Origin of the sequence: Nodularia harveyana UHCC-0300 (genome assembly GCF_034931085.1) — a bacterium.
In the GTDB taxonomy this organism is placed as follows: Bacteria; Cyanobacteriota; Cyanobacteriia; order Cyanobacteriales; family Nostocaceae; genus Nodularia; species Nodularia harveyana.
Genome location: NZ_JAYGHG010000027.1, coordinates 1 through 20,312 on the forward strand (window position 1 = coordinate 1; position 20,312 = coordinate 20,312).

General features: G+C 41.4%; 22 protein-coding genes and 1 tRNA gene. 13 read left to right on the forward strand and 10 right to left on the reverse strand.

From position 1 onward, the window contains the following. Window positions 1-209 precede the first annotated feature (209 nt). Together glyQ and VB620_RS15080 are read left to right on the forward strand one after the other, a co-directional pair. Complete coding sequence (gene glyQ, locus VB620_RS15075) at window positions 210-1,088, forward strand: glycine--tRNA ligase subunit alpha (protein WP_323196976.1); 879 nt, start codon at window positions 210-212, stop codon at window positions 1,086-1,088. A 231-nt stretch (window positions 1,089-1,319) separates the two neighbouring features. Further along, the gene (locus VB620_RS15080; protein ID WP_323196977.1) at window positions 1,320-3,680 is read left to right on the forward strand and encodes a ComEC/Rec2 family competence protein; all 2,361 of its coding nucleotides are present in this window, start codon (window positions 1,320-1,322) and stop codon (window positions 3,678-3,680) included. An 85-nt stretch (window positions 3,681-3,765) separates the two neighbouring features. Here the strand turns inward: VB620_RS15080 and VB620_RS15085 are convergent, their stop codons facing one another. Further along, window positions 3,766-5,094: a YcjF family protein gene (locus VB620_RS15085; protein ID WP_323196978.1), complete on the reverse strand. Its 1,329-nt coding sequence runs from the start codon at window positions 5,092-5,094 to the stop codon at window positions 3,766-3,768. 160 nt (window positions 5,095-5,254) lie between these two features. Here VB620_RS15085 and VB620_RS15090 point away from each other — a divergent pair. Further along, window positions 5,255-5,325: transfer RNA gene (locus VB620_RS15090), tRNA-Gly, on the forward strand. Window positions 5,326-5,418: 93 nt separating this feature from the next. Beyond that, on the forward strand, window positions 5,419-5,973 hold the full coding sequence (locus VB620_RS15095; protein WP_323196979.1) for a Uma2 family endonuclease: 555 nt from the start codon (window positions 5,419-5,421) through the stop codon (window positions 5,971-5,973). A gap of 165 nt (window positions 5,974-6,138) precedes the next feature. On the opposite strand, the gene VB620_RS15100 is transcribed toward VB620_RS15095, so the two are convergent. From VB620_RS15100 to ndhC, 3 genes are read right to left on the reverse strand one after another with little or no spacing between them, the layout of a single operon-like run. Next, window positions 6,139-6,666 carry an NAD(P)H-quinone oxidoreductase subunit J gene (locus VB620_RS15100; protein WP_323196980.1) on the reverse strand — a complete coding sequence of 176 codons (528 nt, stop codon included), beginning with the start codon at window positions 6,664-6,666 and terminating at the stop codon, window positions 6,139-6,141. Next, the gene (locus VB620_RS15105) at window positions 6,659-7,396 is read right to left on the reverse strand and encodes an NADH dehydrogenase subunit K (RefSeq protein ID WP_323196981.1); all 738 of its coding nucleotides are present in this window, start codon (window positions 7,394-7,396) and stop codon (window positions 6,659-6,661) included. Before VB620_RS15105 ends, VB620_RS15100 begins: the two co-directional genes overlap by 8 nt. Then, window positions 7,387-7,749, reverse strand: a complete 363-nt coding sequence (gene ndhC / locus VB620_RS15110) for a photosynthetic/respiratory NAD(P)H-quinone oxidoreductase subunit C (protein WP_323196982.1) — start codon at window positions 7,747-7,749, stop codon at window positions 7,387-7,389. The genes VB620_RS15105 and ndhC overlap by 10 nt, the downstream gene beginning before the upstream one ends. Window positions 7,750-7,942: 193 nt before the next feature. Between ndhC and VB620_RS15115 the strand changes: the two genes are divergently transcribed. From VB620_RS15115 to VB620_RS15145, 7 genes are all read left to right on the forward strand, one after another. Then, window positions 7,943-8,290 (forward strand): rubredoxin, encoded by a 348-nt coding sequence (locus VB620_RS15115; protein ID WP_323196983.1) that lies wholly within the window; start codon window positions 7,943-7,945, stop codon window positions 8,288-8,290. Window positions 8,291-8,381: 91 nt separating this feature from the next. Beyond that, complete coding sequence (locus tag VB620_RS15120) at window positions 8,382-9,401, forward strand: photosynthesis system II assembly factor Ycf48 (RefSeq protein WP_323196984.1); 1,020 nt, start codon at window positions 8,382-8,384, stop codon at window positions 9,399-9,401. A gap of 118 nt (window positions 9,402-9,519) precedes the next feature. Beyond that, a complete protein-coding gene (psbE, locus tag VB620_RS15125) occupies window positions 9,520-9,768 on the forward strand; it encodes a cytochrome b559 subunit alpha (RefSeq protein ID WP_323196985.1) in 249 nt (82 codons plus the stop codon). 9 nt (window positions 9,769-9,777) lie between these two features. Then, the gene (gene psbF / locus VB620_RS15130; RefSeq protein WP_194000792.1) at window positions 9,778-9,915 is read left to right on the forward strand and encodes a cytochrome b559 subunit beta; all 138 of its coding nucleotides are present in this window, start codon (window positions 9,778-9,780) and stop codon (window positions 9,913-9,915) included. Window positions 9,916-9,924: 9 nt separating this feature from the next. Then, entirely contained in the window at window positions 9,925-10,044 is a 120-nt protein-coding gene (locus VB620_RS15135; protein ID WP_172644234.1) for a photosystem II reaction center protein L, read from the forward strand. Between the two features lie 71 nt (window positions 10,045-10,115). Beyond that, on the forward strand, window positions 10,116-10,238 hold the full coding sequence (locus VB620_RS15140; RefSeq protein ID WP_006197409.1) for a photosystem II reaction center protein J: 123 nt from the start codon (window positions 10,116-10,118) through the stop codon (window positions 10,236-10,238). Between the two features lie 196 nt (window positions 10,239-10,434). Beyond that, window positions 10,435-10,872 (forward strand): MAPEG family protein, encoded by a 438-nt coding sequence (locus VB620_RS15145; RefSeq protein WP_323196986.1) that lies wholly within the window; start codon window positions 10,435-10,437, stop codon window positions 10,870-10,872. 56 nt (window positions 10,873-10,928) lie between these two features. Here VB620_RS15145 and psaI read toward each other — a convergent pair whose 3' ends face one another. The 6 genes from psaI to psbO all read right to left on the reverse strand — a co-directional run bounded on the left by psaI (window position 10,929) and on the right by psbO (window position 17,887). Then, window positions 10,929-11,039 (reverse strand): photosystem I reaction center subunit VIII, encoded by a 111-nt coding sequence (psaI, locus tag VB620_RS15150; protein WP_323196987.1) that lies wholly within the window; start codon window positions 11,037-11,039, stop codon window positions 10,929-10,931. Window positions 11,040-11,150: 111 nt separating this feature from the next. Next, complete coding sequence (locus VB620_RS15155; RefSeq protein ID WP_323196988.1) at window positions 11,151-13,640, reverse strand: hypothetical protein; 2,490 nt, start codon at window positions 13,638-13,640, stop codon at window positions 11,151-11,153. A gap of 671 nt (window positions 13,641-14,311) precedes the next feature. Continuing rightward, window positions 14,312-14,557, reverse strand: coding sequence for a hypothetical protein (locus tag VB620_RS15160; protein WP_323196989.1), 246 nt, complete (start codon window positions 14,555-14,557; stop codon window positions 14,312-14,314). A gap of 2 nt (window positions 14,558-14,559) precedes the next feature. Continuing rightward, window positions 14,560-15,402, reverse strand: coding sequence for a hypothetical protein (locus VB620_RS15165; protein ID WP_323196990.1), 843 nt, complete (start codon window positions 15,400-15,402; stop codon window positions 14,560-14,562). 149 nt (window positions 15,403-15,551) lie between these two features. After that, entirely contained in the window at window positions 15,552-16,328 is a 777-nt protein-coding gene (locus VB620_RS15170) for an RNA polymerase sigma factor SigF (protein WP_323196991.1), read from the reverse strand. A gap of 719 nt (window positions 16,329-17,047) precedes the next feature. Beyond that, a complete protein-coding gene (psbO, locus tag VB620_RS15175) occupies window positions 17,048-17,887 on the reverse strand; it encodes a photosystem II manganese-stabilizing polypeptide (protein ID WP_323196992.1) in 840 nt (279 codons plus the stop codon). Window positions 17,888-18,338: 451 nt separating this feature from the next. Here psbO and VB620_RS15180 point away from each other — a divergent pair, with 451 nt between their 5' ends. Both VB620_RS15180 and VB620_RS15185 read left to right on the forward strand, forming a co-directional pair. Then, the gene (locus VB620_RS15180; protein ID WP_323196993.1) at window positions 18,339-18,698 is read left to right on the forward strand and encodes a hypothetical protein; all 360 of its coding nucleotides are present in this window, start codon (window positions 18,339-18,341) and stop codon (window positions 18,696-18,698) included. A 459-nt stretch (window positions 18,699-19,157) separates the two neighbouring features. Beyond that, window positions 19,158-19,979 (forward strand): cell division protein FtsQ/DivIB, encoded by an 822-nt coding sequence (locus VB620_RS15185; RefSeq protein WP_323196994.1) that lies wholly within the window; start codon window positions 19,158-19,160, stop codon window positions 19,977-19,979. Window positions 19,980-20,312 lie beyond the last annotated feature (333 nt).

Genomic DNA, 20,312 nt, shown 5'->3' on the forward strand with positions numbered 1-20,312 from the left:
TTTCAAACTATAATATTTTCATGGTTCGGTGTTCCTTTAAACGCCGCTCGGTGGCGCTCGTCTTTCAGGCACTTATCTAATATAGCGAGCGTCTATAAGTTTGTCAACTCTTTTCTCCATTTATTTTTTCCTCTCTCTGAAACTCCCCACAGTGCTAGGTTGTAGGCAACAATGGTGTATGCACTTTGCTGATTAAGGGAGGGTAGAGCGTGAATTTTCAGTCTGTGATTACTGTATTGCACCAGTTTTGGGGTGAAAGAGGTTGCTTAATTGCCCAGCCTTACGATATTGAGAAGGGAGCGGGTACGAAAAACCCTCATACATTTTTAAGGGCATTGGGACCGGAACCGTGGTCTGTGGCTTATGTTGAACCTTGTCGTCGTCCTACTGATGGACGCTATGGGGAAAACCCCAATCGCTTTCAACATTATTATCAGTACCAAGTTCTGATTAAGCCGTCGCCAGATAATATTCAAGAAATCTATCTCGATTCTTTGCGGGCTTTGGGGATTCGACCGGAAGATCATGATATTCGGTTTGTGGAAGATAATTGGGAAGATGCAACGGTGGGAGCTTGGGGTACTGGTTGGGAAGTTTGGTTAGACGGGATGGAAATTACTCAATTTACCTACTTCCAACAGTGTGGTGGGATTGATTGTCGTCCGGTGTCGATTGAGATTACTTACGGATTAGAGCGACTGGTGATGTACCTCCAGCAGGTGGAGGCAATTACTAAGATTGATTGGACGGACAATATTACTTATGGTGATGTTTTTCTGCAAAGCGAGATTGAGCAGTGTACTTATAATTTTGAGGGGTCGAATCCTGAGTTGCTGCTGACACTGTTTAATCTATATGAGCAGGAAGCTAGTCAATTAACTGAGCGTGGGTTGGTCGTACCGAGCCTGGATTATGTGATGAAGTGTTCGCACACGTTCAATTTGCTGGATGCTAGAGGTGTGATTTCGGTGACGGAGAGAACTCGTTACATTGGGAGGATTCGTCATTTGGCTCGGAAGGTAGCTCACTTATATGTTGAGCAACGGGAAAGGTTGGGTTTTCCTTTGCTCAAGGGGACAGCCGTTTAGGTTTGGTCGTAAAACACTAAAACGCAAATGAAGAGGAGGAATTTTAATTTTCCTTGTTTCTGGTGATTGGCGGGCAAGATGCCCGCTCCACAAAGCATTTTGGGATATTGTTCGATTTAGAAGCCCCTAAATAGAATTTTGTGGCTCATAGTCAGTTATTGAGGATTGAGGACAGGGGTTTTCAGGGACAAAATCCGACTACAAAAAAGTAGGTTTTTTCAGGGGTGACTTATGATTCAGACAAGTGGTGTATTGATCTGTCTTGGGTTCATTGTGGGATTGCTGTTGACGGGAGTACCAGGGGGTGGTTTTTGGGTTTTAGGTTTAGGGATAGTAGGGGCTGTTTTATTTAGAAAACCTAGATCAAGGCAATTTGGTAATAAATCCGAAATTTCTGGGAGTAAAACTAATATTTGGGAAAATACTCCCGACTCTAGAATATGGCTGGTGGCTGGGTTGGTGGGTTTGTTAGCAACTGGTTATTTTCAATGGCGATCGCCACTACCAGATGAACAAGATATCAGTAATTTTATTGCGTCGGAAAATAACGGTAATCAACAGCAACTGGTGATTGTGCGTGGGGAGGTTGCGAGTAATCCGCGTTTGACTCGCAGTCAACGAGGTCAATTTGTGTTAGCAGCTACTCAGCTGAATGAGGTGAAAAACGAAACTGGCCCGATAGATGTCCCTAAAGGTGTGACGGGGAAATTATATGTAACTGTGCCGATGCTTCAGGCTACTGGTTTATATCCTGGTCAACAAGTTGCGGTAACGGGAGTTTTATATCAGCCGAAAGCAGCATCAAATCCCGGTGCTTTTGATTTTCAGAAGTTTCTGAAGCAACAAGGCATATTTGCTGGTTTGACTGGAAGACAGATTAATTTTCTGGATCAGTATGGGGAACGCAAGTGGGGATGGTGGCAAGTTCGGCAACGTATTGTGCGATCGCAGGTTCGTTGGTTAGGTGTTCCAGCCGGTCCTCTTGTGAGTGCAATGGTTTTGGGTAGTAAGGCTGTTGATTTACCTGATGATATCCGTGATTTATTTGTGAAAGCTGGTTTGGCGCATACTTTGGCTGCTTCAGGATTTCACGTTTCTTTGGTGTTGGGTTTAATTCTACAGCTAACAAGGCGTGCATCTCAGAGAACACAATTTACTTGTGGCTGTTTGGCATTAATTATTTTCCTGAGTTTAACAGGGTTCCAGCCTTCGGTACTGCGTGCTGTAATTATGGGTTTTGCGGCGTTAGTGGGTTTGCTATTAAAACGAAAAGTTAAACAATTTGGATCTCTACTGCTGGCTGCAACTATATTATTGTTAATTAACCCGTTATGGATTGGGGATTTAGGCTTTCAATTGAGTTTTTTAGCGACACTAGGGTTAATTGTCACAGTTCCGGCACTTGTGAAACGCTTAGATTGGTTACCACTGGCGATCGCTTCTTTAATTGCTGTTCCCCTGGCTGCGACAATTTGGACTTTACCTCTGCAACTATTTGTTTTTGGGGTTATGCCCGCTTATGGTTTGTTACTAAATATTATCAGTACACCTTTGATTGCCACAATTAGTATAGGTGGAATTATCAGTGCGATCGCCGCATTAATTTGGCCGGAGGCTGGTAGCGCTTTAGCGGGGGTATTGTATTACCCTACTGATTGGCTAATTAAATTAGTAGAATCATTTAGCAACTTACCCGGTAATTCTCTCAGTCTTGGGAGTATATCTACTTTGCAGTTACTGGGCATATATGCAGTACTGATTGCGGTTTGGTTAGTACGTTGGTGGCAGAAACGCTGGTGGTTTGCAGGTTTAATGGCTATTGCTTTAGTAATCATCCCATTGTGGCATTCTGCAAATACACTATTCAGAATAACAGTCCTCGCCGCAGGAACAGAACCGGTTATCGTCATTCAAGACAGAGGTAGGGTGACACTAATTAACAGTGGTGATCAGGGAACTGGACGTTTTACGATTTTACCGTTTCTGCAACAGCAGGGGGTTAATCAAATAGATGCGGCGATCGCTAGTAATTTTAAATATCAGGATAATAATTCTTGGTTAGAAGTGCTGCAAGGTCTACCAATCAAAAATTTTTATGAATATTCCCCTAATCTCAAAACTACCTCAGCTATTCAGATAATTCAACAGGAACTCCAAAAGCAGCAAGGAATTTACCAACCATTAACACCTGGTCAAACAGTAAATACTGGTTCAGTAGTTGCGCAATTAATTAGTGAGCAGTTACCTATTTTACAATTTCAAATTCAAGATCAAAATTGGCTGTTGGTAGGCAATGTCAAACCTCAAGAAGTGGAAGAGCTAGTTAAATCAGGAAGTTTGGTACGTCCACAAGTGCTGTGGTCCAGCCCTCAGTCCTTAAAGAAATTAGCCCAAATATTGCAACCACAGGTGGCGATGTCTACCACTGGCTACGCCTCTAGTGCTAACCTTGACTCCAAAACCTTATCTGAACTGACTCAAAACCAGACACAACTATTTTTCACGAGAGAAGACGGCGCTATCCAATGGACACCCAAAGGTGAATTTGAGACATTCGTGCAACCAACAGAGAATAAATCTGCGGTTTTTTGAGAATGCAGATTCCTGAAGGGAAAGCTATCTATGTGGGTGAAAAAGCTATTTGTGCATATTCAGACAATGGTTTTCAGATATCCTCTCAATTTTTGATACCTTTAAACATTTCCTGTGCGGTCTGAAAAGCTTCTTTCATCACCACCTGAATTTTTTGAGGATCAGGTTTCTTACCACCCATCAAGTCACCAAAATAAACACAAGCACCTTCCCCCAACGCCCAAGTGTAAGCAGCAGCCCAGGAAGCAGCAATCACACTACCGAAACCAGGCACAAACTTGATTAACTCTCGTGCAACAGCCTGTGCTAGAAAACCGCCGGCGATCGCACTCACAACACCCCCTGTCTGTGATTTAGTTAACCTTTGACCATATAATTTACCTAGCAGACCTACCATTGAGACTTGCAAAGAAGTCAAAACTGGCATAGTAGCAAATGGTAGTGGCACAGCCGCCAAAGCTGCTGCCATAATTGCAAATGGTAAAATGTAACGCCTTCCAGTATCCCGGTAAATATCACCCAATTGCTTACCAGCGACATCATCTAATAACTGATAAATTGCTCTGGCTTCCGCTTCTGGAAGTAGTTCCGCCAGAGAATCCCGGAGTGATTCCAAGCCATAGAACACAGGCTGATAGCCATCTTCCTCCAACGTAAAGTCAATGAGGACAGAGCGATTATACATTCCGGCAAAAGCTTGCTCAATAGCTGCAAAGGCGCGTTTAACTTCCTCGTTATCTGGGGGATATTCAGAATGATTCGCTGTGGTGGGGGGATAAACCTCATGCAAACAGGTAACAACCAGAAGACAGGGAACCTCTGGATACTGCTGACGTAGTTGTTGAGCAATTTGTCGCAGTGTCTCAGTTGCGAAATCATTGATTTTGACAGTGAAAATTAGGACTCTAGCGCGGCTACTTGACTGTTGTAAATCACTAATTAAATCCTCAATTACTCCTTGAGTATCTTGATTGACATCTCCTAATCCCACCGTATCGGTAAAAATGAGTAATGGTAATTCGCTAGAAGGATAGGAATAACGCTCAGTATGTTGAGTATGGGGGCGAAATCCCTGACCCACAATTTCCGCCGATACTCCCGTTAATCCCCGGACAATTGAACTTTTACCAGATTGGGGCTTCCCAATTAGCAAAGCTTCTGTAGTTGGGAGTTCGGATCTAACTGTCGCCAGAATTTCTGCCACCTGAGTTTCACTCACACTAAACCACTGACCAATGGTCTGTGTTATTTGCTCTAAAGGTACGCGGTTCACTAAGCTGGTTTTAGTCTGATTCCAGATCCTTGTAATCCTTTGTGGCCAAGCACTATTCACCGACTTAGGGCTGTCATCAGTCGGGGTAGTAAATTCCTGAAGATCAACTGACTCCTGGTCAGGATGTGATTTCTTGGTCATCTATTCATACTACCAAAAATGCGGGAGTGAAAATATTTTCAGAATTATCTTGTGCAATCAGATTATTTTCTGCTATACTTGCTTATGTCTGTATACAACGACAAATAAATAAAACCTTACTTGTAGTTAATAAATTAGACAACCTAAAAAATCGCACATTGCGGGCGTAGTTTAGTGGTAAAACTTTAGCCTTCCAAGCTAATAATGCGGGTTCGATTCCCGCCGCCCGCTTATTAAAAACCCCTGTAAGTTAACTCTTGTAGGGGTTTTTTAACAAAATGAAAAACTAAAATATAAGTTAAGAGAATTTGGCGAGGAAAAACGATGAGTACGCTAGTCAAATCCATCAGCTTAGAAGAATTCCTGGAACTCCCCGAAACCAAACCAGCTTCCGAATATATTGACGGAAAAATTAGCCAAAAACCCATGCCTCAAGGAGAACATAGCCGTTTACAAGGTAAACTGGTCGCTACTATTAATGACGTTACGGAAACTTCAAAAACTGCCCTTGCTTTCCCCGAACTGCGTTGTGTTTTTGGCGGTGCTGCCATAATTCCTGATATTGCCGTATTCCGTTGGGAACGCATTCCCCGTGAAGCATCCGGTAGAATTACCAATCGGTTTCAAACTTATCCCGACTGGGCAATAGAAATCCTTTCCCCAGACCAAAGCCAAGCCAAAGTTCTCCGTAACCTGCTGCACTGTTCCCAAAATGGCACAGAAATAGGCTGGTTAATTTTTCCAGAAGAAGCCAGCATTTTAAGCATATTCCCAAATCAACGAGTTGAAATGCTCACAGGTGCAGACTCGTTACCCATTCTCAACAACATAGATTTATCCCTAACTGTTGAGCAAGTTTTTAGCTGGCTAACGCTTTAGTCCTATAGCTGTAATACAAAAGCATAGGTACTTATCACCTCATCAACTCAGTAAACTCCTCATTCTCAGCGAACCTTTGCGTTAAAAAAACATTACCCCTCTCCGCTAGCGGAAAGGGGATAAAGTGAGTTGATCAAAATCCTTACTGCTGAAAGCCAGCACTACCTAATAAGCATCTTGCAACTCGTAGAAATCAGGAGAGATATAATCCTTCCGCAAAGGCCAACCCACCCAATCTTCTGGCATTAAGAGCCGCTTAAGATTCGGATGACCTTCATAGACAATGCCAAACATATCGTAAGTTTCGCGCTCTTGCCAGTCGGCGGTTTTCCAGATCCAGTAAACAGAAGGAACGCTGGGGTTTTCACGAGGTAAAAACACCTTTACCCGGATTTCTTCAGGTTGATCAGCATTATCACTAATTTTAATCAAGTGATAGACACTAACCAAATCTTCTCCTGGTCCAAGGTCTACACCAGATTGAAACTGAAGACAATTAAACCCGTAAGCATAAAGGGCGGTAGAGATTGGGAGTAAAAAATCTGCCGCAACCTTAATGATTTCTACTCCTTTTTTATCAGGTTCCAAAGAGTCATGCTCAAAACCATTTTCGGTTAACCATTGGGAAATGGGACCGGCTTTAACCAGAGACTCTTCTGCTGCTGGTACTGGTTTAGAATCTTCTTCAGCCACGGTTCTGCTCCTTTTCTTGTGTCTTTGCTGTCAGCAGGGCGGGTGGAACTGGTAGACCAATAGCTTCTGTCAACTCTTTGGGTGGTGTGTAACGAGTTTCTGACTGCAAATATTTACCAGTTAAAATCTGCTCTGTGGGCTTGAGATTGTGAGTTGTGCTGTAGAAACGGTGGGTTTGCTTAATTTGACCCCGTTCCTGGATGGAATCATTAGCTATTTTTTTCCGCAATTTAATAATTGCGTCGATGATTGCTTCTGGACGGGGAGGACAACCGGGTAAGTAAACATCTACAGGAATGAGTTTATCAACGCCACGTACAGCTGTGGGGGAGTCCATGCTGAACATTCCGCCGGTAATTGTACAAGCGCCCATAGCGATGACATACTTGGGTTCGGGCATTTGTTCATAAAGACGCACTAGCTGAGGTGCCATCTTCATGGTAATTGTCCCGGCAGTGATAAGTAAATCGGCTTGACGGGGGCTGGAACGGGGAATAAGACCGAAACGGTCAAAGTCAAAGCGGGAGCCGATTAAAGCTGCAAATTCAATAAAGCAGCAAGCTGTACCAAACAGCAAAGGCCAGAGACTAGAAAGCCTCGCCCAGTTATGGAGGTCATCAACTGTGGTCAAAATGACGTTTTCTGACAGATCCTGAGTGATTGCCGGACGTTCAATGGGGTTGATGATTTGCTCTTTGTCTGGGGTTGTTAAGTTTGAATTCAAGACCATTCCAACGCTCCTTTACGCCATGCGTAGACTAGGGCAACTACAAGAATTGAAATAAAGACTAGGGCTTCAATGAATGCCAAAAGCCCTAGACGGTGGAAGGCAACCGCCCAAGGATACAAGAAGACTGTTTCTACGTCGAAGACGACGAAGACGAGGGCAAACATATAGTAGCGAATGTTGAACTGAATCCAGGCTCCACCAATGGGTTCCATGCCACATTCGTAGGTAGTGCGCCGTTCGAGGCTGTTACCACTGGGTCGCAGGAGCTTGGACGCTGAAAGTGCAAGGGCTGGAACTAGGCTACAGATAATGAGGAAGCCTAGTAAGTACTCGTAACCACTGAGGACAAACACAATGAATATCTACCGCTTATGGTGTAAATAAGGCTGTTAGTTTCTTTTACATTATATCTTTTTGCTTTTTCTGAACTCTGGGAAACAAACTGATTTTAGGTATCCATGCTTTAAGCAGATGATGGAAAAGTCTCATAGTTATGTCATAATTTTTAACGTATATTTAATATTTCTCCCCTGTGAGGTTTTAGCCATGAGCGAACAAGCTAGCGAACAAGCTGTTGAAACTCCGGAATTAGACTGCTATGAATGCCGTGCCTGTGGTTATGTTTACGAACCTGAAAAGGGAGACGATAGCCATAACATTGACCCTGACACTGCCTTTGCGGAATTGCCAATCACTTGGCGTTGTCCAGTCTGTACTGCAAAGAAGACTGCGTTTGCCAATATTGGACCTGCTGGTACGGTGTCGGGTTTTAAGGAAAATCTGGGTTATGGTCTGGGTGTTAACACGCTAACTCCAGGGCAAAAAAATATCCTGATTTTTGGGGCTTTGGCTCTGGGTTTCTTGTTTTTTATCAGTCTCTACGGCTTACAATAAGACCCGTTATCTTTTTTAACAGGTTCAGAGGGCTGCGATCGCCATTAAGATCAAAAATTTAGAAAAAAAGTCAAAAATACTGATGCATCTAATGGGTATTATGAAAAGCTGGCAAAGAATATTTGCCTTGGTGATGGTAGTTTTCTTGTGTATAGGTTGTAGTAAAGTTCCCTCTACAAGCTATAACCCTTGGGCGATTATTTCTGTGCCAACAGAGTCTAAGCTACTAGATATTGCCTTTACTGATAACCCTCAACATGGTTTTCTCGTAGGTAGCGATGCTACTCTTTTGGAAACAAATGATGGTGGGAATACTTGGCAACCGCTAACATTGGCACTCAATGACCCCAAGATTCGGTTTGATTCAGTCAGTTTTGCGGGTAAAGAAGGTTGGATATTAGGTGAACCATCTCTGCTATTGCACACTGATGATGAAGGTGGTTCTTGGTCGCGCATTGCTCTGAGCGAAAAGCTTCCTGGTAATCCCATTGCTATTTATGCTTTGGGAGAGAGTTCTGCTGAAATGGCTACAGATGTGGGGGCTATTTATAGAACTCAAGATGGTGGTATTAACTGGAAAGCTCAGGTAGAAGGAGCCGTTGGTGTGGTGCGGAATATGGAACGCTCCCGTGATGGCAAATATGTTGCTGTTTCGGCTAAGGGTAGTTTCTATTCTACTTGGGAACCAGGACAAAGTACTTGGGAACCTCATAACCGGAATAATTCTCGACGCTTAGAGAATATGGGTTTTGCTGAAAATGAGCAGTTATGGTTGCTCGCACGAGGAGGTCAGGTACAGTTTAGCGATCCCGATAACCTTGGAGATTGGCAAGAACCGCAAAATCCGGAGTTAGCTACTAGCTGGGGTTTACTGGATTTGGCTTATCGCACTCCTGATGAACTGTGGATTGGTGGCGGTAGTGGTAATTTACTCCGCAGTGGTGACGGTGGTCAAACTTGGGAAAAAGATCGTGATGTGGAAGGTGTCGCGGCTAATTTGTACAAAATTGTGTTCTTCAACTCTGATCAGGGATTTGTGATCGGCGATCGCGGCATTTTGTTAAAATATCAACCAAATATCGCCAAAAGTTTCTCACAAGAGGCCGCTTAATGGGATGATGGGCTTCGGTATTCACCCTGATTTCTGAGAAGTAAGTTACAACTTGTCACTCTTTCTAAACTTTGTAGGATAATAGACAATAACAATCTTTTTGAAGGTAGGAATCTAAATGTCAGGTACCACTGGAGAACGTCCATTTTCGGACATTATTACCAGCGTTCGTTACTGGGTAATTCACAGCATCACCATTCCCGCATTGTTTATCGCCGGATGGCTATTTGTCAGCACTGGACTGGCTTATGATGCTTTCGGCACACCTCGCCCTAACGAATATTACACACAAACCCGGCAGGAAGTGCCAATTGTGAAGGATCGTTTTGGCGCTAAACAGCAAGTTGAACAATTTATCCAAAAATAGTTTGAGATCATGACTAGCGGAAATGACATCAATCAACCAGTTTCCTATCCTATTTTTACGGTTAGATGGCTGGCCATTCATACTTTGGGTGTACCCTCTGTCTTCTTTTTAGGCGCGATCGCCGCCATGCAGTTTATTCAACGCTAGGAGAAAATTATGGACAGATCCCCTAATCCGAATAATCAACCGGTTGAACTCAACCGAACTTCTCTATACCTGGGACTACTTTTAGTGTTTGTTCTAGGAATTCTGTTCTCCAGTTACTTCTTTAACTAAGTAGAACAGTGTTTGTAAATCTTTGTTTATTGAATTAGTGCTGATTTGTTATTAAGGGAGGAGAGAAAGCTGTGTCTGCTGGAAGTGGAAGAATTCCCCTGTGGGTTGTCGCTACAATCGCAGGTTTAGGTGTAATTACAGTTGTAGGTATTTTCTTTTACGGAGCCTACTCTGGAGTAGGCTCTTCAATGTAAAAATAGCTTGAGTCTAGATTTTCTGGCAATTGTTTAAAAATTAGCATTAACAAACCGCTTGTTTTTCTTTATGAGAGACAGGCGGTTTGTAATTTTAAGAATACTAAGCCCAGAGACATTTACTGAGCAGGATATCTGTCTGTAACTACATTATTTAAATAAGGTATTGTTTTAGTAGCATTAACAGGTAATCTCTATGCTTAGAACTACGGGAAGCGCTCTTGACTGGTATTCGTTGTGCGTTGTAGTGCTATTCTTAAAAATGTTTGCGCTTTCAGCTTATCAAGGATTTTATCGGATCAGCAGACGTGAGTTTGTCAACCCAGAAGACTCCGCAGTATTCAATCAGCCACCTGCAAAGGAGGATTTACCACAAGTCCAACGAGCGGCTAAAGCTTGGCTGAATGATTTGGAGAACATTCCCATATTTATTGGTCTGGGAATAGCTTATGTGTTAACCGAAGCATCGCCAGGATCAGCAGCTTGGCTATTTTCTACTTTTACCATCGCGCGGATACTACATACCTTGATGTATCTTCTCGGTTTGCAGCCTTGGCGATTATTTACGTATGCAGTGGGAATCCTTTGTCTACTAGGAATGAGTTGGAATATAATAAGTGCGCTTTTATACTAAATAATTTAAAAGAGAATCCCACGCCTGGGAGACGTGGGAGCATTTTAATCAGCTAATTAGCTGATATCGTCGCTTTCCATGTACAACAAGAAAAACGCCATTGTCACTGCTGGAAAAACTAAACCAGTCAGAGGAACCAAAATAGATGGTAAAAAAGAAGCTGCCATAGTTAACTTTCCTCTTGAATAATTAGACAATCCTCGAAAACGAGCTTACTGCAAATTTCACCAGATTTTTGAAATTCTCAAAATTTTTAACACAATTGTGGGTAAACCAAATTAAATACCTAGTAATTCGTCTAGTTGGAAATTCGGTAAGTCTGGAGGAATCACATTCTTAACTACTGTGACTTTGTGACTTTCTTGTTGGGTAGTCTGATGGTAAGCGATCGCCTCCACAAGAATTTCCATACAACCAAAAGGAATATTTAATTGAGTCGTTACTTCCAAATTCCCCAAAACGTTAGGTAGCAAGTCTGTCAGTAAATGAGGGTCATCCAGTAACCAGCGAGTTTGGCAATCTTTCATCCATAATTTCACCACTATTTCGGGGGATACCAGAGGTAATTCTACCCTCACCCTCACAGAAGTCCCTGCAATCAGTTCACCATCTGGTACATATAATTGGGGAATTGGCAAAGGTTCCACAATGCTTCCTTCCAGAAGCGGGGTATGGGATAAATCTGAGATGTCTTCGTGCTGTTGTGCAGAGGAGTCGCTGTACATCACATCTAATGATGATTCAATATACTCATCTTCCACAACAAATTCCTGTGCTAACCAATCAGAATCTGTGGTGACAACATCTGGGAAAGAGAGAGAACTTGTTTCTACTATATTTTTTGTATCTGGCTGTTCTAATGTTGGCATCTCCTCGATGTCTAAAGGGTTAGCTGTAGTATCTGCGATCAAAGGTTCATCATCTGCTGTAATCTCCGTTTCCGGTTCTGGGTCTGATAATGAATTAATATCTACACTTGGACTTAAAAGGGGAATCTGTTCATCAGCTCTTGTCTGCTGATCTAAAACCTCAATCACAGATTCAGGTAAAGAATATCCTTGGCTTTGCATCCACTTTCTCAGTAAGGGGGATGAATGGAGATCAACCTCTGGATTTAATTCTAAATCTGGGGTCAGAGATACTTCTGCTACCGAATCACTAGCTATTAATTCAGGTGTATCTATCTCCGGAGAATCCTCAAAATCCTCAAATGATAGCGTCTCTGGTGTATGGTTGGGAATTTCTGCTGTTTGCGCAGGTAAAACTTTAAGGCGTTTTAAGTAAGGAAAAGTGCTGTTCAGCATCCGTAGAGGATGATGTTTAATAATTAGTTCTGCTAGGTTGATGGGGGCTAGAGTTTTTTCTTTGTCTTTAAACTCTTGATCTATAAAAGATTCTGTGTCTAAATCACCAGTACCGACAGCTTCACTCAGGGCGGTTTGGGGATTAATTTGATTTTCCGGTAGCTTTGGTAGTTGGGGTACTGGAGAATCGGCTAATTTATTCAGTTGAGATAGTCGCTGGGAGGCTACTGCTAATTCTATCGGGTTAAGTTGCGGAGGTAGTAACTGCTTGGGAGAAATTTGAGTTGACTGAGAATGGTTTGTTTGCAGATTTTTAGCGAGATTAAAAAGCCCTAAGTCAATGCTAATAGCTGATTCTGGCTTTTTTGGTGGTGTTATGGGGTGATCTAATAAATTTTGTTCTCTAAATTTAGCGGCTTTTGTAATTTCTAGTAATTGTGTAACATCTGCCGTAATCGTAAAAGATTGACTAGATAATAGTAATACTTCGCCAAATTCGCTGAATGAGCCGTATAAGTTGATATCTGCCAAAATCAATTGGGATTCACAATCCACGGGTATATCAATTGCAGAACTAATTGTAATGGGTAATAAGCTATTGGGTAGAGGCTGACGAACTTGGGTTAAAATTTCTGAGGCTAAGGGCGATCGCAGTTCAATGACTAATTCCAAGCTATGGAGAATGTCTGGATATGCTGTTTCACTTTCTTGATTTATCTGCTTTGGTCGCTCAACTCGCCCATGAATGACAAGTATTTCTCCCCAATGAGCAATGTAATTTTCCTGATCTAAAGTCAAGGATAGAGTTGTCGGGGCTTTTGTGGCTAAGGTCTCGTCAACTTGGCGATCGTCTAATAGAGTTTCAGCACTAGGTATAGCTAAATCCATTAAATTGTGTAAAATTTGTTCAGCCGTTTCACCTTTGAGGTCTACTGGGCTAACAGACTGATTGATATCTGTATTATCAATTGGGGTTACAGTTGAAAAGTCACTAGGCTGAGGTTCTACTACAATCCTGGATTGAACTTTGCTATCAGGAATAGCATCTGGATGGTCAGGTAAATTTGACTTTACATTCTTGTTCCTCGGTCGTTCTTCCCCTATACTAGTAGATTCACAGGGTAAGACTTGTAAACAGATGCCATATTCCCAAGACTTACTGAAAGAATTGGATATTATATTCCCAGAACATTGCAATTCCAAAATTCCCGGCTGAAGATAGGTAAAAGGAATTATCGGGATTAAACCTTCTGAGTTAGTGCGCCGCAATTGCTTTTCAATTCGCGCCTGGGCTGGAAGTTCTGGAAGTAAAGAATGGGTTATCCGTATTTCTACGTCAGTATTACGCAGGTGAGATCGAGCTAAGACTCTGTACCAACCTTCCGAAATTTGTAAGTTTGGCCATTCCAGATTATGCCAAGAGCGATCGCCCTGTTTCTGTATGAGAAATTGCCATTGTGCCATTATGAATTATGCCCAAACCAAAAAGGGTCTGAGTAGGATTGTGATGATTTTGCTTGCAAGTTTAACTCAGTAACTAGCAATTGCATCTCCCAATATTACTATTTGCAGAAAATTAGAGCAAGATTAATCTCTACTTCACAAAAGCTTTAACTACTTCATTTTTTCCAGTTCCTCTCCAGGAGTAACGCGAATTTCCATCCGTCGCCGTGTATTATCTTCACTGATACTAAGTATTTGTGAGGCTGCATATTATTTCGACCCATTCCCCAAGTTTCCCTGGAGGGAAATACTCCTTGTGAGTTTTCTCCGCAAGCGAGGAGGTGAACTGGATTTCTAGTTCAATTTTATGTATGTATTTTTATATTAAATCAGTATAATCACATAAATTTATTATTAAAAATAATTATTCAGACTTTGTAATTTATCTTCATTAATTCAGCCTGGTACATTTATTAAGGAAATGATCATAAAAATAATTATTCAGAAATAAATCATCAAGCTTTTGCAATTAGCAAATTTTACCCCTCTCCCTTGATGTATAAAATGTCTAGCAAATTTCATCAGTAGTTGTTAGCTATTTTTGCCCCAACGCAAAAAAATAGACCTCTATAATTAATAAGGTCTTATTAGACAAGAAAAAGCCTAATTTTATTTACAGGTTAATTAGAAAACTAGAAACTGTAACAGTTACGATAGTAAGCCAAGATTTGTTGTACACGTTCCTGATTTTCTAAACCAGAATTGGGTATCCCAAAAATCTGTAAGCCAGCAACTTGACTCTGATGGTAATCAAATTCTGTAGATGCTTGGGGAATTAAGCCAACTTGTATCCCTTCAACTTGACGTAAATGAGCAGCTATTTCTCTGTAAACTGCTAAAGATAAACCAGGAAATTTAATGGTTTCTGGAGTTTCCATATTTATGAAGCTTCGACTGTATTATCTGATGATGCGGCGTTAATAGGTTGTTCACCTACCATTCTTGCAACTTCAATCCCATATTGCTCCAGAATTACGATGGGATTGGAACCTTCGTTCATTTCAATACGTTTAATTAACAAACCACTTCCTAAGCGCTGTCCTGCTTGTACATGGCGACTGGTTTCTTCGTTCGGTACTTTAATAATCGCTTGAGCAGTTTGACCAATTAAAACTACGCCAGTTACCATCACACCTTCAGCTAACTCAGGTTGTGGTGGTGGTGGTAGCACAGCTTCTAGACTAGACTCAGGAAGCACTCCGGGCATAACTTCTGGTAGCACTGAGTCAGGACGAGGGTTTGGTTTGGTTGCTGTTGTTTTTGGTGGATTTGAGGCCACAGGAGGAGTATTTGCTCTTGGATTTGAAGGATTTGGACGAGTCGCGCTGGGTGTCGGCTGTGTTGGAGGAGTAGGTAAGATAGGTATTCGGGGAAGTCCGGCGGGAGCAACAATATTCCGACCATTATTTATAGGAACTATCGGCGGTAGCGGAGTCTGCTCAACAATTCCAGCAAATGGGTCATCTCTCCCTTTTGATACTATACGTTCACGCTCTATGCTATTAGTTGGTTGAATTAAACTAGCTGTAACAGAAGTTGTGGGTTGAGTAACGACAGGAGTACTAAAGGGTTCAGCCTCTGGTGTTGATTCTGCAACTGGGGGAGTAACGGCGGGATTAGGAGTGGGGTTAGGATTAGCTACATCTGGGGGATCTCCAATAGTACATCCAGCGATCGCTAACATTGAAAAAGCTACAAATACAATGGGAAAATTTTTGTCCATTAGCTGTTCTCAAAAGCTCTAGGAAATCTCAGTATTGCCTATTTAAATTTTAGGCAACTCATGTTACCTTTATAACCTATTTTGTGAACTTTCCAGGTTAGTTCTAGCACTACTAGGCAAGAATAAATCTCATTGAAGCAAGCTGATGGTTAATCTTCTGTGCCTACCATGAGTTCCTTTAACAAGCCCAGCCCTTTTTTGACTCTGCGAGAAACTGTGACTACACTAATTCCCAGATGTTCTGCAACTTGTTTCTGGGTCAAATCCTGTAAAAAGACACATTCTACGACTTCACGAGTACACTTTTCTAATTCAAACAGTGCTTGTTGGAGACGAATTTGATCTTCTTGAGCCAGTTGAAAGCTTCGGTACTTAGGATCTGGGACCAATTCCCCTAGACTAGTTGTACCTTCTTCTCCATCGACAATTGGAACATCCAAACTGAGAGGAGAGCGATTCACCCATGCTAATTTAATTTCTTGCCATTCATTGACAGAAATATCCAATCCTGCGGCTACTTCAGAGTCTGTAGGTTGGCGATTATATTTTTCGCGCAGGGTCCGTGATACCCCTATGGCTTGTTGTTGTATTGCTAAGTAGCGCCGAGGGATTCTCACTGCTACCCCTTTATCTCGGAGATAGTGTTGAATCTCACCGCGTATGTAGGGAATAGCAAAGGAGCTAAAGGCGTGTCCTTTGGAGATTTCGAATTTCTCAATAGCCCTAATTAAACCTAAATAACCAACCTGGACTAAATCATCATAACTTTCGGAACATTGATTTATCCAATAGTGGGCTTCCTTCCTAACAAGTCCAAAATTTATTTTTACTAGTTGGTTACGAATAGTTTCTGAACGAGTGTGTTCATACTCTTTCAATAACTGCCAAATTTCATTCTTGAGTTCATTACTGGTTGTAGTAGGCATAGCACCAAATCTATTGATTAAAATAAAAAGTGAATACCCGCTTAAAGAATTTGCAACTGTCGAATAAAGGACCAAAGGAGTATATCATTCTTTCTCAAAAGAAATTCTGTAAATCACAAGGTTCTCTGTATATGGCTTCGTTAATTCGACAATTTAACAAAATTAGAATAGGCGGAATCGGTATTTTGGACTGTTATTTAGGGTTTTCGATGTCTATAGAGTGCGAGTCCACATATGAATAAAATATAGAATTACCAGTCCATATACAAACCGAAATTGTACTTAACTTTATCAAGTTATTAATTTCTGATAAACGTGAGTTCCCATAATTGCGATCAGGATTAAATTTTCTATCCTCAGTAAAAATACTAAGATTTGTTAAATCCAATTAATAATTAACTGATACTAATTCTCTATAAGCTCTGGAGTCATGTTAAGTCTCAGCTATGGGAAGAAAGCTTGTTGAGCTACCAAGGTTTGAGAAATATAGCAGGGAACAGGGAACAGGGAACAGGCTGAAAACTCTCTAATTGTAAGGGTTTCATGATCTGTTTCTGTCCTAACGTCCTTGGCGGTTGCTATAGCGTTGTAAAATTGCAAACCCTGGGAAGTTAGGGGAGCCAGAGATGAGAAAAAACCCATCTGCTTCCACATCACAGGAAACAAATGGGTAGAATCTCGAAAACAAGATGAATAATTACACAATCATTCTAGAGAAGTTAGGCGCGATTTGGTTCGACTCTTGCATAAAACAGACCCCGAATCTTGACTTCTTTGGGTTCACCAGCACCTAAGTCAGTATCAGATGGCTGTTCGCTTTCAAAAGTACCAGCAATTTCACCACTAACGCTATCTACTTTCGCTATTTGTAGAGAGATAGTGCCATCAAGGGTTTCAACACGCTTAACATTGGCGCGGGTGAGTTCTTCATCATCAGCTTGGGCGGGAAGAGCGACGGCATTATCATAGCCAGAGACGACACCACGACCTTTAGGATCTAGGAAAGAAGCACCACGGTAGGAAGGAACTTTGAAAGTACCTTCAAAGTCTGTAGAGGTGTTGATACTGGTCAAACCAGGTTGTGTTTGAGCCACTAAATCTTTGATTGTGAAGAGAAAGGGTACTGATTCACCACCAGGAAGTTTGACGGTGATGGCTTGGAAGTCTAGACCATCAGCTTCAACAAAGGTGAAACTGTTATCGGTGTTAACTTTCAGGTCTCCTTGTACTTGGTCAATGGTAGAAGTGTATCTGGTCAATAATTTTCCAGGTACAAATTCTGCAACTTGCCGTTTATTAGCAGGTTCTTCTTTGACAAAGAAATTAGTTGGTTCTAAACAGAGTTCTCTGATGACATAAGATTTGCTGGATTCAATAGGAATCGAGCCACGGCTGGTTTCTGTGAGTTCGGGGCATTTGTTAGCCAAGCCAGTGTTTCTAATTTGTTCGTAACTCAGTAAATCTCTAGGATTGGACGCAGCAGTGGGAGCATCACTGCAAGCGGTTAATAGTCCCAGGCATACAGCTAAGAATGCAACAATTAAAGTGCGATACCTCATGTCAACCTCAATTTCAAAAATTAATATCTAAGTGGTCCAATTAATGCCATAGGCATTTTCAGTGTTGCCCAAATGGTGCTGTATGATCTGACCTGTTGTCATTACATACAGATACAGTCCATTGTTTTATAGGGAAATTAGCCAGATCATACGATTTTTTTTAACTCAAGATCAAAGCTCTCTAGTCTTATATAAAAATACTTAATGACGTTTTGCTGTCTTGGATGTTGTCCTACACCTGATTATGGTGTTTTTGAGGGAATTAAGGTTGTTGATATTTAAAAAGGATGTTTAACCTTGAAACTGTCTCTCTGACTCAGTTGTGGGTTGTAAAGATTTATTTTTATGTGGTCTATATATTTATTTATGCAGTGGAAAATTTTTAACCACGAATAAAAGCGAAGATTCTTCGGTAAATTTGAGTAGGCCTCATTTACACGGAGATTGTTGTATGACCAACGGCAAAAATTTTGAATCAGGGAAGTTATCGGCAGAATTGCAAGCGATCGCCACGGCAGTGCATGATGTAGCGAGAATTTCTCAAGGAGATACCATCGCTCTTTTAGCGTTGCTGCGTCATTTAGAACAGTTGCATCGAGATATCCGCGATAGTGCTTTCCAGGAAAGTTTGCCTGATAACCGCCAGAAACTATATTCTTTACTCAAAGATATTGAGTCTGAAGGAGGCTGGCCTTACATTGGGCGGATGAGACTAAAAGCTTTTTTAGGTACTTTGCCACCAGGCGCACTGGAAAATGATCAGGTTGAGGAAAATGATATATGGGAGAGCGATCGCACCTTGAATCGGTAGGCTAAATCAAGTTTTGAGTTCTGAATTAAAATTTTATTGCTCTTCATAACTCTTAACTCATAAATCTAAGGTTCAGGGGTTGTGAGCAATACCATGTATTATCTGTCACTATCAGAATGGATTATTTCCACTCACAAAAAAGTTTATCCTTGCTGATGACAGATTCTGGTATCTACTCTTCTCGTTAACCATCTGTTAATATGGCAAAAATTTCTGTCCGGTGATGCCAAGAGGTAATTAACTCGGCATTTACTGCACCCGGATGTCAGTATTTATGGTGCAAATGTTACATATTGTGTTAGTCAGTAATTTCTTAGGGAAATTTTTAGGAGATAGTAATCGCCATCACCTGCGAAAAGAGTTACATTCGGTTTAAACTAAATACGGCCAATTTAATTTGATTTATTAATCTCAATGTTCCGAGCTTACTCCATAATTTGACTGCAAACAGAGGTTTGAATGGCTGGTATAGTATCAGTTTCTCAAAAAGATTTAGCCCAGCGCCGAAAAAAAATACGTCGGCAACAGCAGATGAAAATAATTCAGGCTCTTTGGCGCACTGCTGCCCTTAGTGGTCTGGCTGGTGGTTTGCTATGGGTGGCACTGCAACCGATATGGGTGCTAAATACTCCCAAGCAAATTGTGATCAAATCAGGTGATCAAGTCTTATCTCCATCGGTGATGCAGTCATTACTGGTGATGTCTTATCCTCAGTCTTTATGGCGGATTCAACCAAATGCGATCGCCAATTCCTTGAAGCAGCAACCGACTATTGCAGAAGCAACTGTCAACCGCCGCCTTTTTCCTCCTGGATTAACCATCGAAGTTCAAGAACGGCTGGCTGTGGCTATAGCTCAGAGTCCTCAGCAAAAGTCTCCTGGAGACTTATTAGATGCTAGCGGGATTTTGATACCCTTAGACAAATATAAATTACTTAATCCCAGCCGCCAACTGCCAACACTCAAAATAATTGGCTCACCAGAACAGTATCGATCTGCTTGGAGTCAAGTTTATCCAGTATTAAGTCAAAGCTCAGTGAAAATCACGGAAATTGATTGGCAAGATCCCACAAATATAATTTTAACAACAGAATTAGGAGATGTACATCTTGGTGCTGTGAGTTCTAAGTTAACTGAGCAAATCAAAGTTTTAGCCCAAATGCGATATCTATCTGCAAAAATAGATTTTAGTCAAATACAGTATATTGATTTGAAAAATCCGGTATCTCCTTTAGTACAGTTGAACCAAGGTAGTCAAAACCTTAACTCCCAAAAACCTTAGAAACATCTGTTAATCTGAAGCATTAACCAAAAAAAATGGAGTAATTATGTATTAAATCAGTAACATAATAGAGAAGATATTAATATCTCCTTGAAGTTATACAGATCAATTTTAATTAAATTTAAGTATACTTCTGTAGAATTAGCTGTGCGATAACCTCCGGCATTGCGTACTTAGACTGATACCGTAATCAGCTTTCCCATGAACAAAGTTGTTCATGATCAAAATAAAGAACAGTGCCAGAAATTTTGGCAGTGTCAAACTATAGTTGACTCTTAAGTCAGAATATTTTAAACCAGGGGCTTCCTCGACTCGGAGGATCTGGTGCATCAC

Coding starts and splice junctions, on each gene's coding strand:
- VB620_RS15095 (WP_323196979.1), top strand. CDS start 5,419: ATGAGTACGCTAGTCAAATCCATCAGCTTAGAAGAATTCCTGGAACTC.
- VB620_RS15120 (WP_323196984.1), top strand. CDS start 8,382: ATGGGTATTATGAAAAGCTGGCAAAGAATATTTGCCTTGGTGATGGTA.
- psbO (WP_323196992.1), bottom strand. CDS start 17,887: ATGAGGTATCGCACTTTAATTGTTGCATTCTTAGCTGTATGCCTGGGA.
- psbF (WP_194000792.1), top strand. CDS start 9,778: ATGACTAGCGGAAATGACATCAATCAACCAGTTTCCTATCCTATTTTT.
- psbE (WP_323196985.1), top strand. CDS start 9,520: ATGTCAGGTACCACTGGAGAACGTCCATTTTCGGACATTATTACCAGC.
- VB620_RS15080 (WP_323196977.1), top strand. CDS start 1,320: ATGATTCAGACAAGTGGTGTATTGATCTGTCTTGGGTTCATTGTGGGA.
- VB620_RS15185 (WP_323196994.1), top strand. CDS start 19,158: ATGGCTGGTATAGTATCAGTTTCTCAAAAAGATTTAGCCCAGCGCCGA.
- psaI (WP_323196987.1), bottom strand. CDS start 11,039: ATGGCAGCTTCTTTTTTACCATCTATTTTGGTTCCTCTGACTGGTTTA.
- VB620_RS15165 (WP_323196990.1), bottom strand. CDS start 15,402: ATGGACAAAAATTTTCCCATTGTATTTGTAGCTTTTTCAATGTTAGCG.
- VB620_RS15115 (WP_323196983.1), top strand. CDS start 7,943: ATGAGCGAACAAGCTAGCGAACAAGCTGTTGAAACTCCGGAATTAGAC.
- VB620_RS15180 (WP_323196993.1), top strand. CDS start 18,339: ATGACCAACGGCAAAAATTTTGAATCAGGGAAGTTATCGGCAGAATTG.
- VB620_RS15135 (WP_172644234.1), top strand. CDS start 9,925: ATGGACAGATCCCCTAATCCGAATAATCAACCGGTTGAACTCAACCGA.
- VB620_RS15085 (WP_323196978.1), bottom strand. CDS start 5,094: ATGACCAAGAAATCACATCCTGACCAGGAGTCAGTTGATCTTCAGGAA.
- VB620_RS15145 (WP_323196986.1), top strand. CDS start 10,435: ATGCTTAGAACTACGGGAAGCGCTCTTGACTGGTATTCGTTGTGCGTT.
- VB620_RS15160 (WP_323196989.1), bottom strand. CDS start 14,557: ATGGAAACTCCAGAAACCATTAAATTTCCTGGTTTATCTTTAGCAGTT.
- VB620_RS15105 (WP_323196981.1), bottom strand. CDS start 7,396: ATGGTCTTGAATTCAAACTTAACAACCCCAGACAAAGAGCAAATCATC.
- VB620_RS15155 (WP_323196988.1), bottom strand. CDS start 13,640: ATGGCACAATGGCAATTTCTCATACAGAAACAGGGCGATCGCTCTTGG.
- VB620_RS15170 (WP_323196991.1), bottom strand. CDS start 16,328: ATGCCTACTACAACCAGTAATGAACTCAAGAATGAAATTTGGCAGTTA.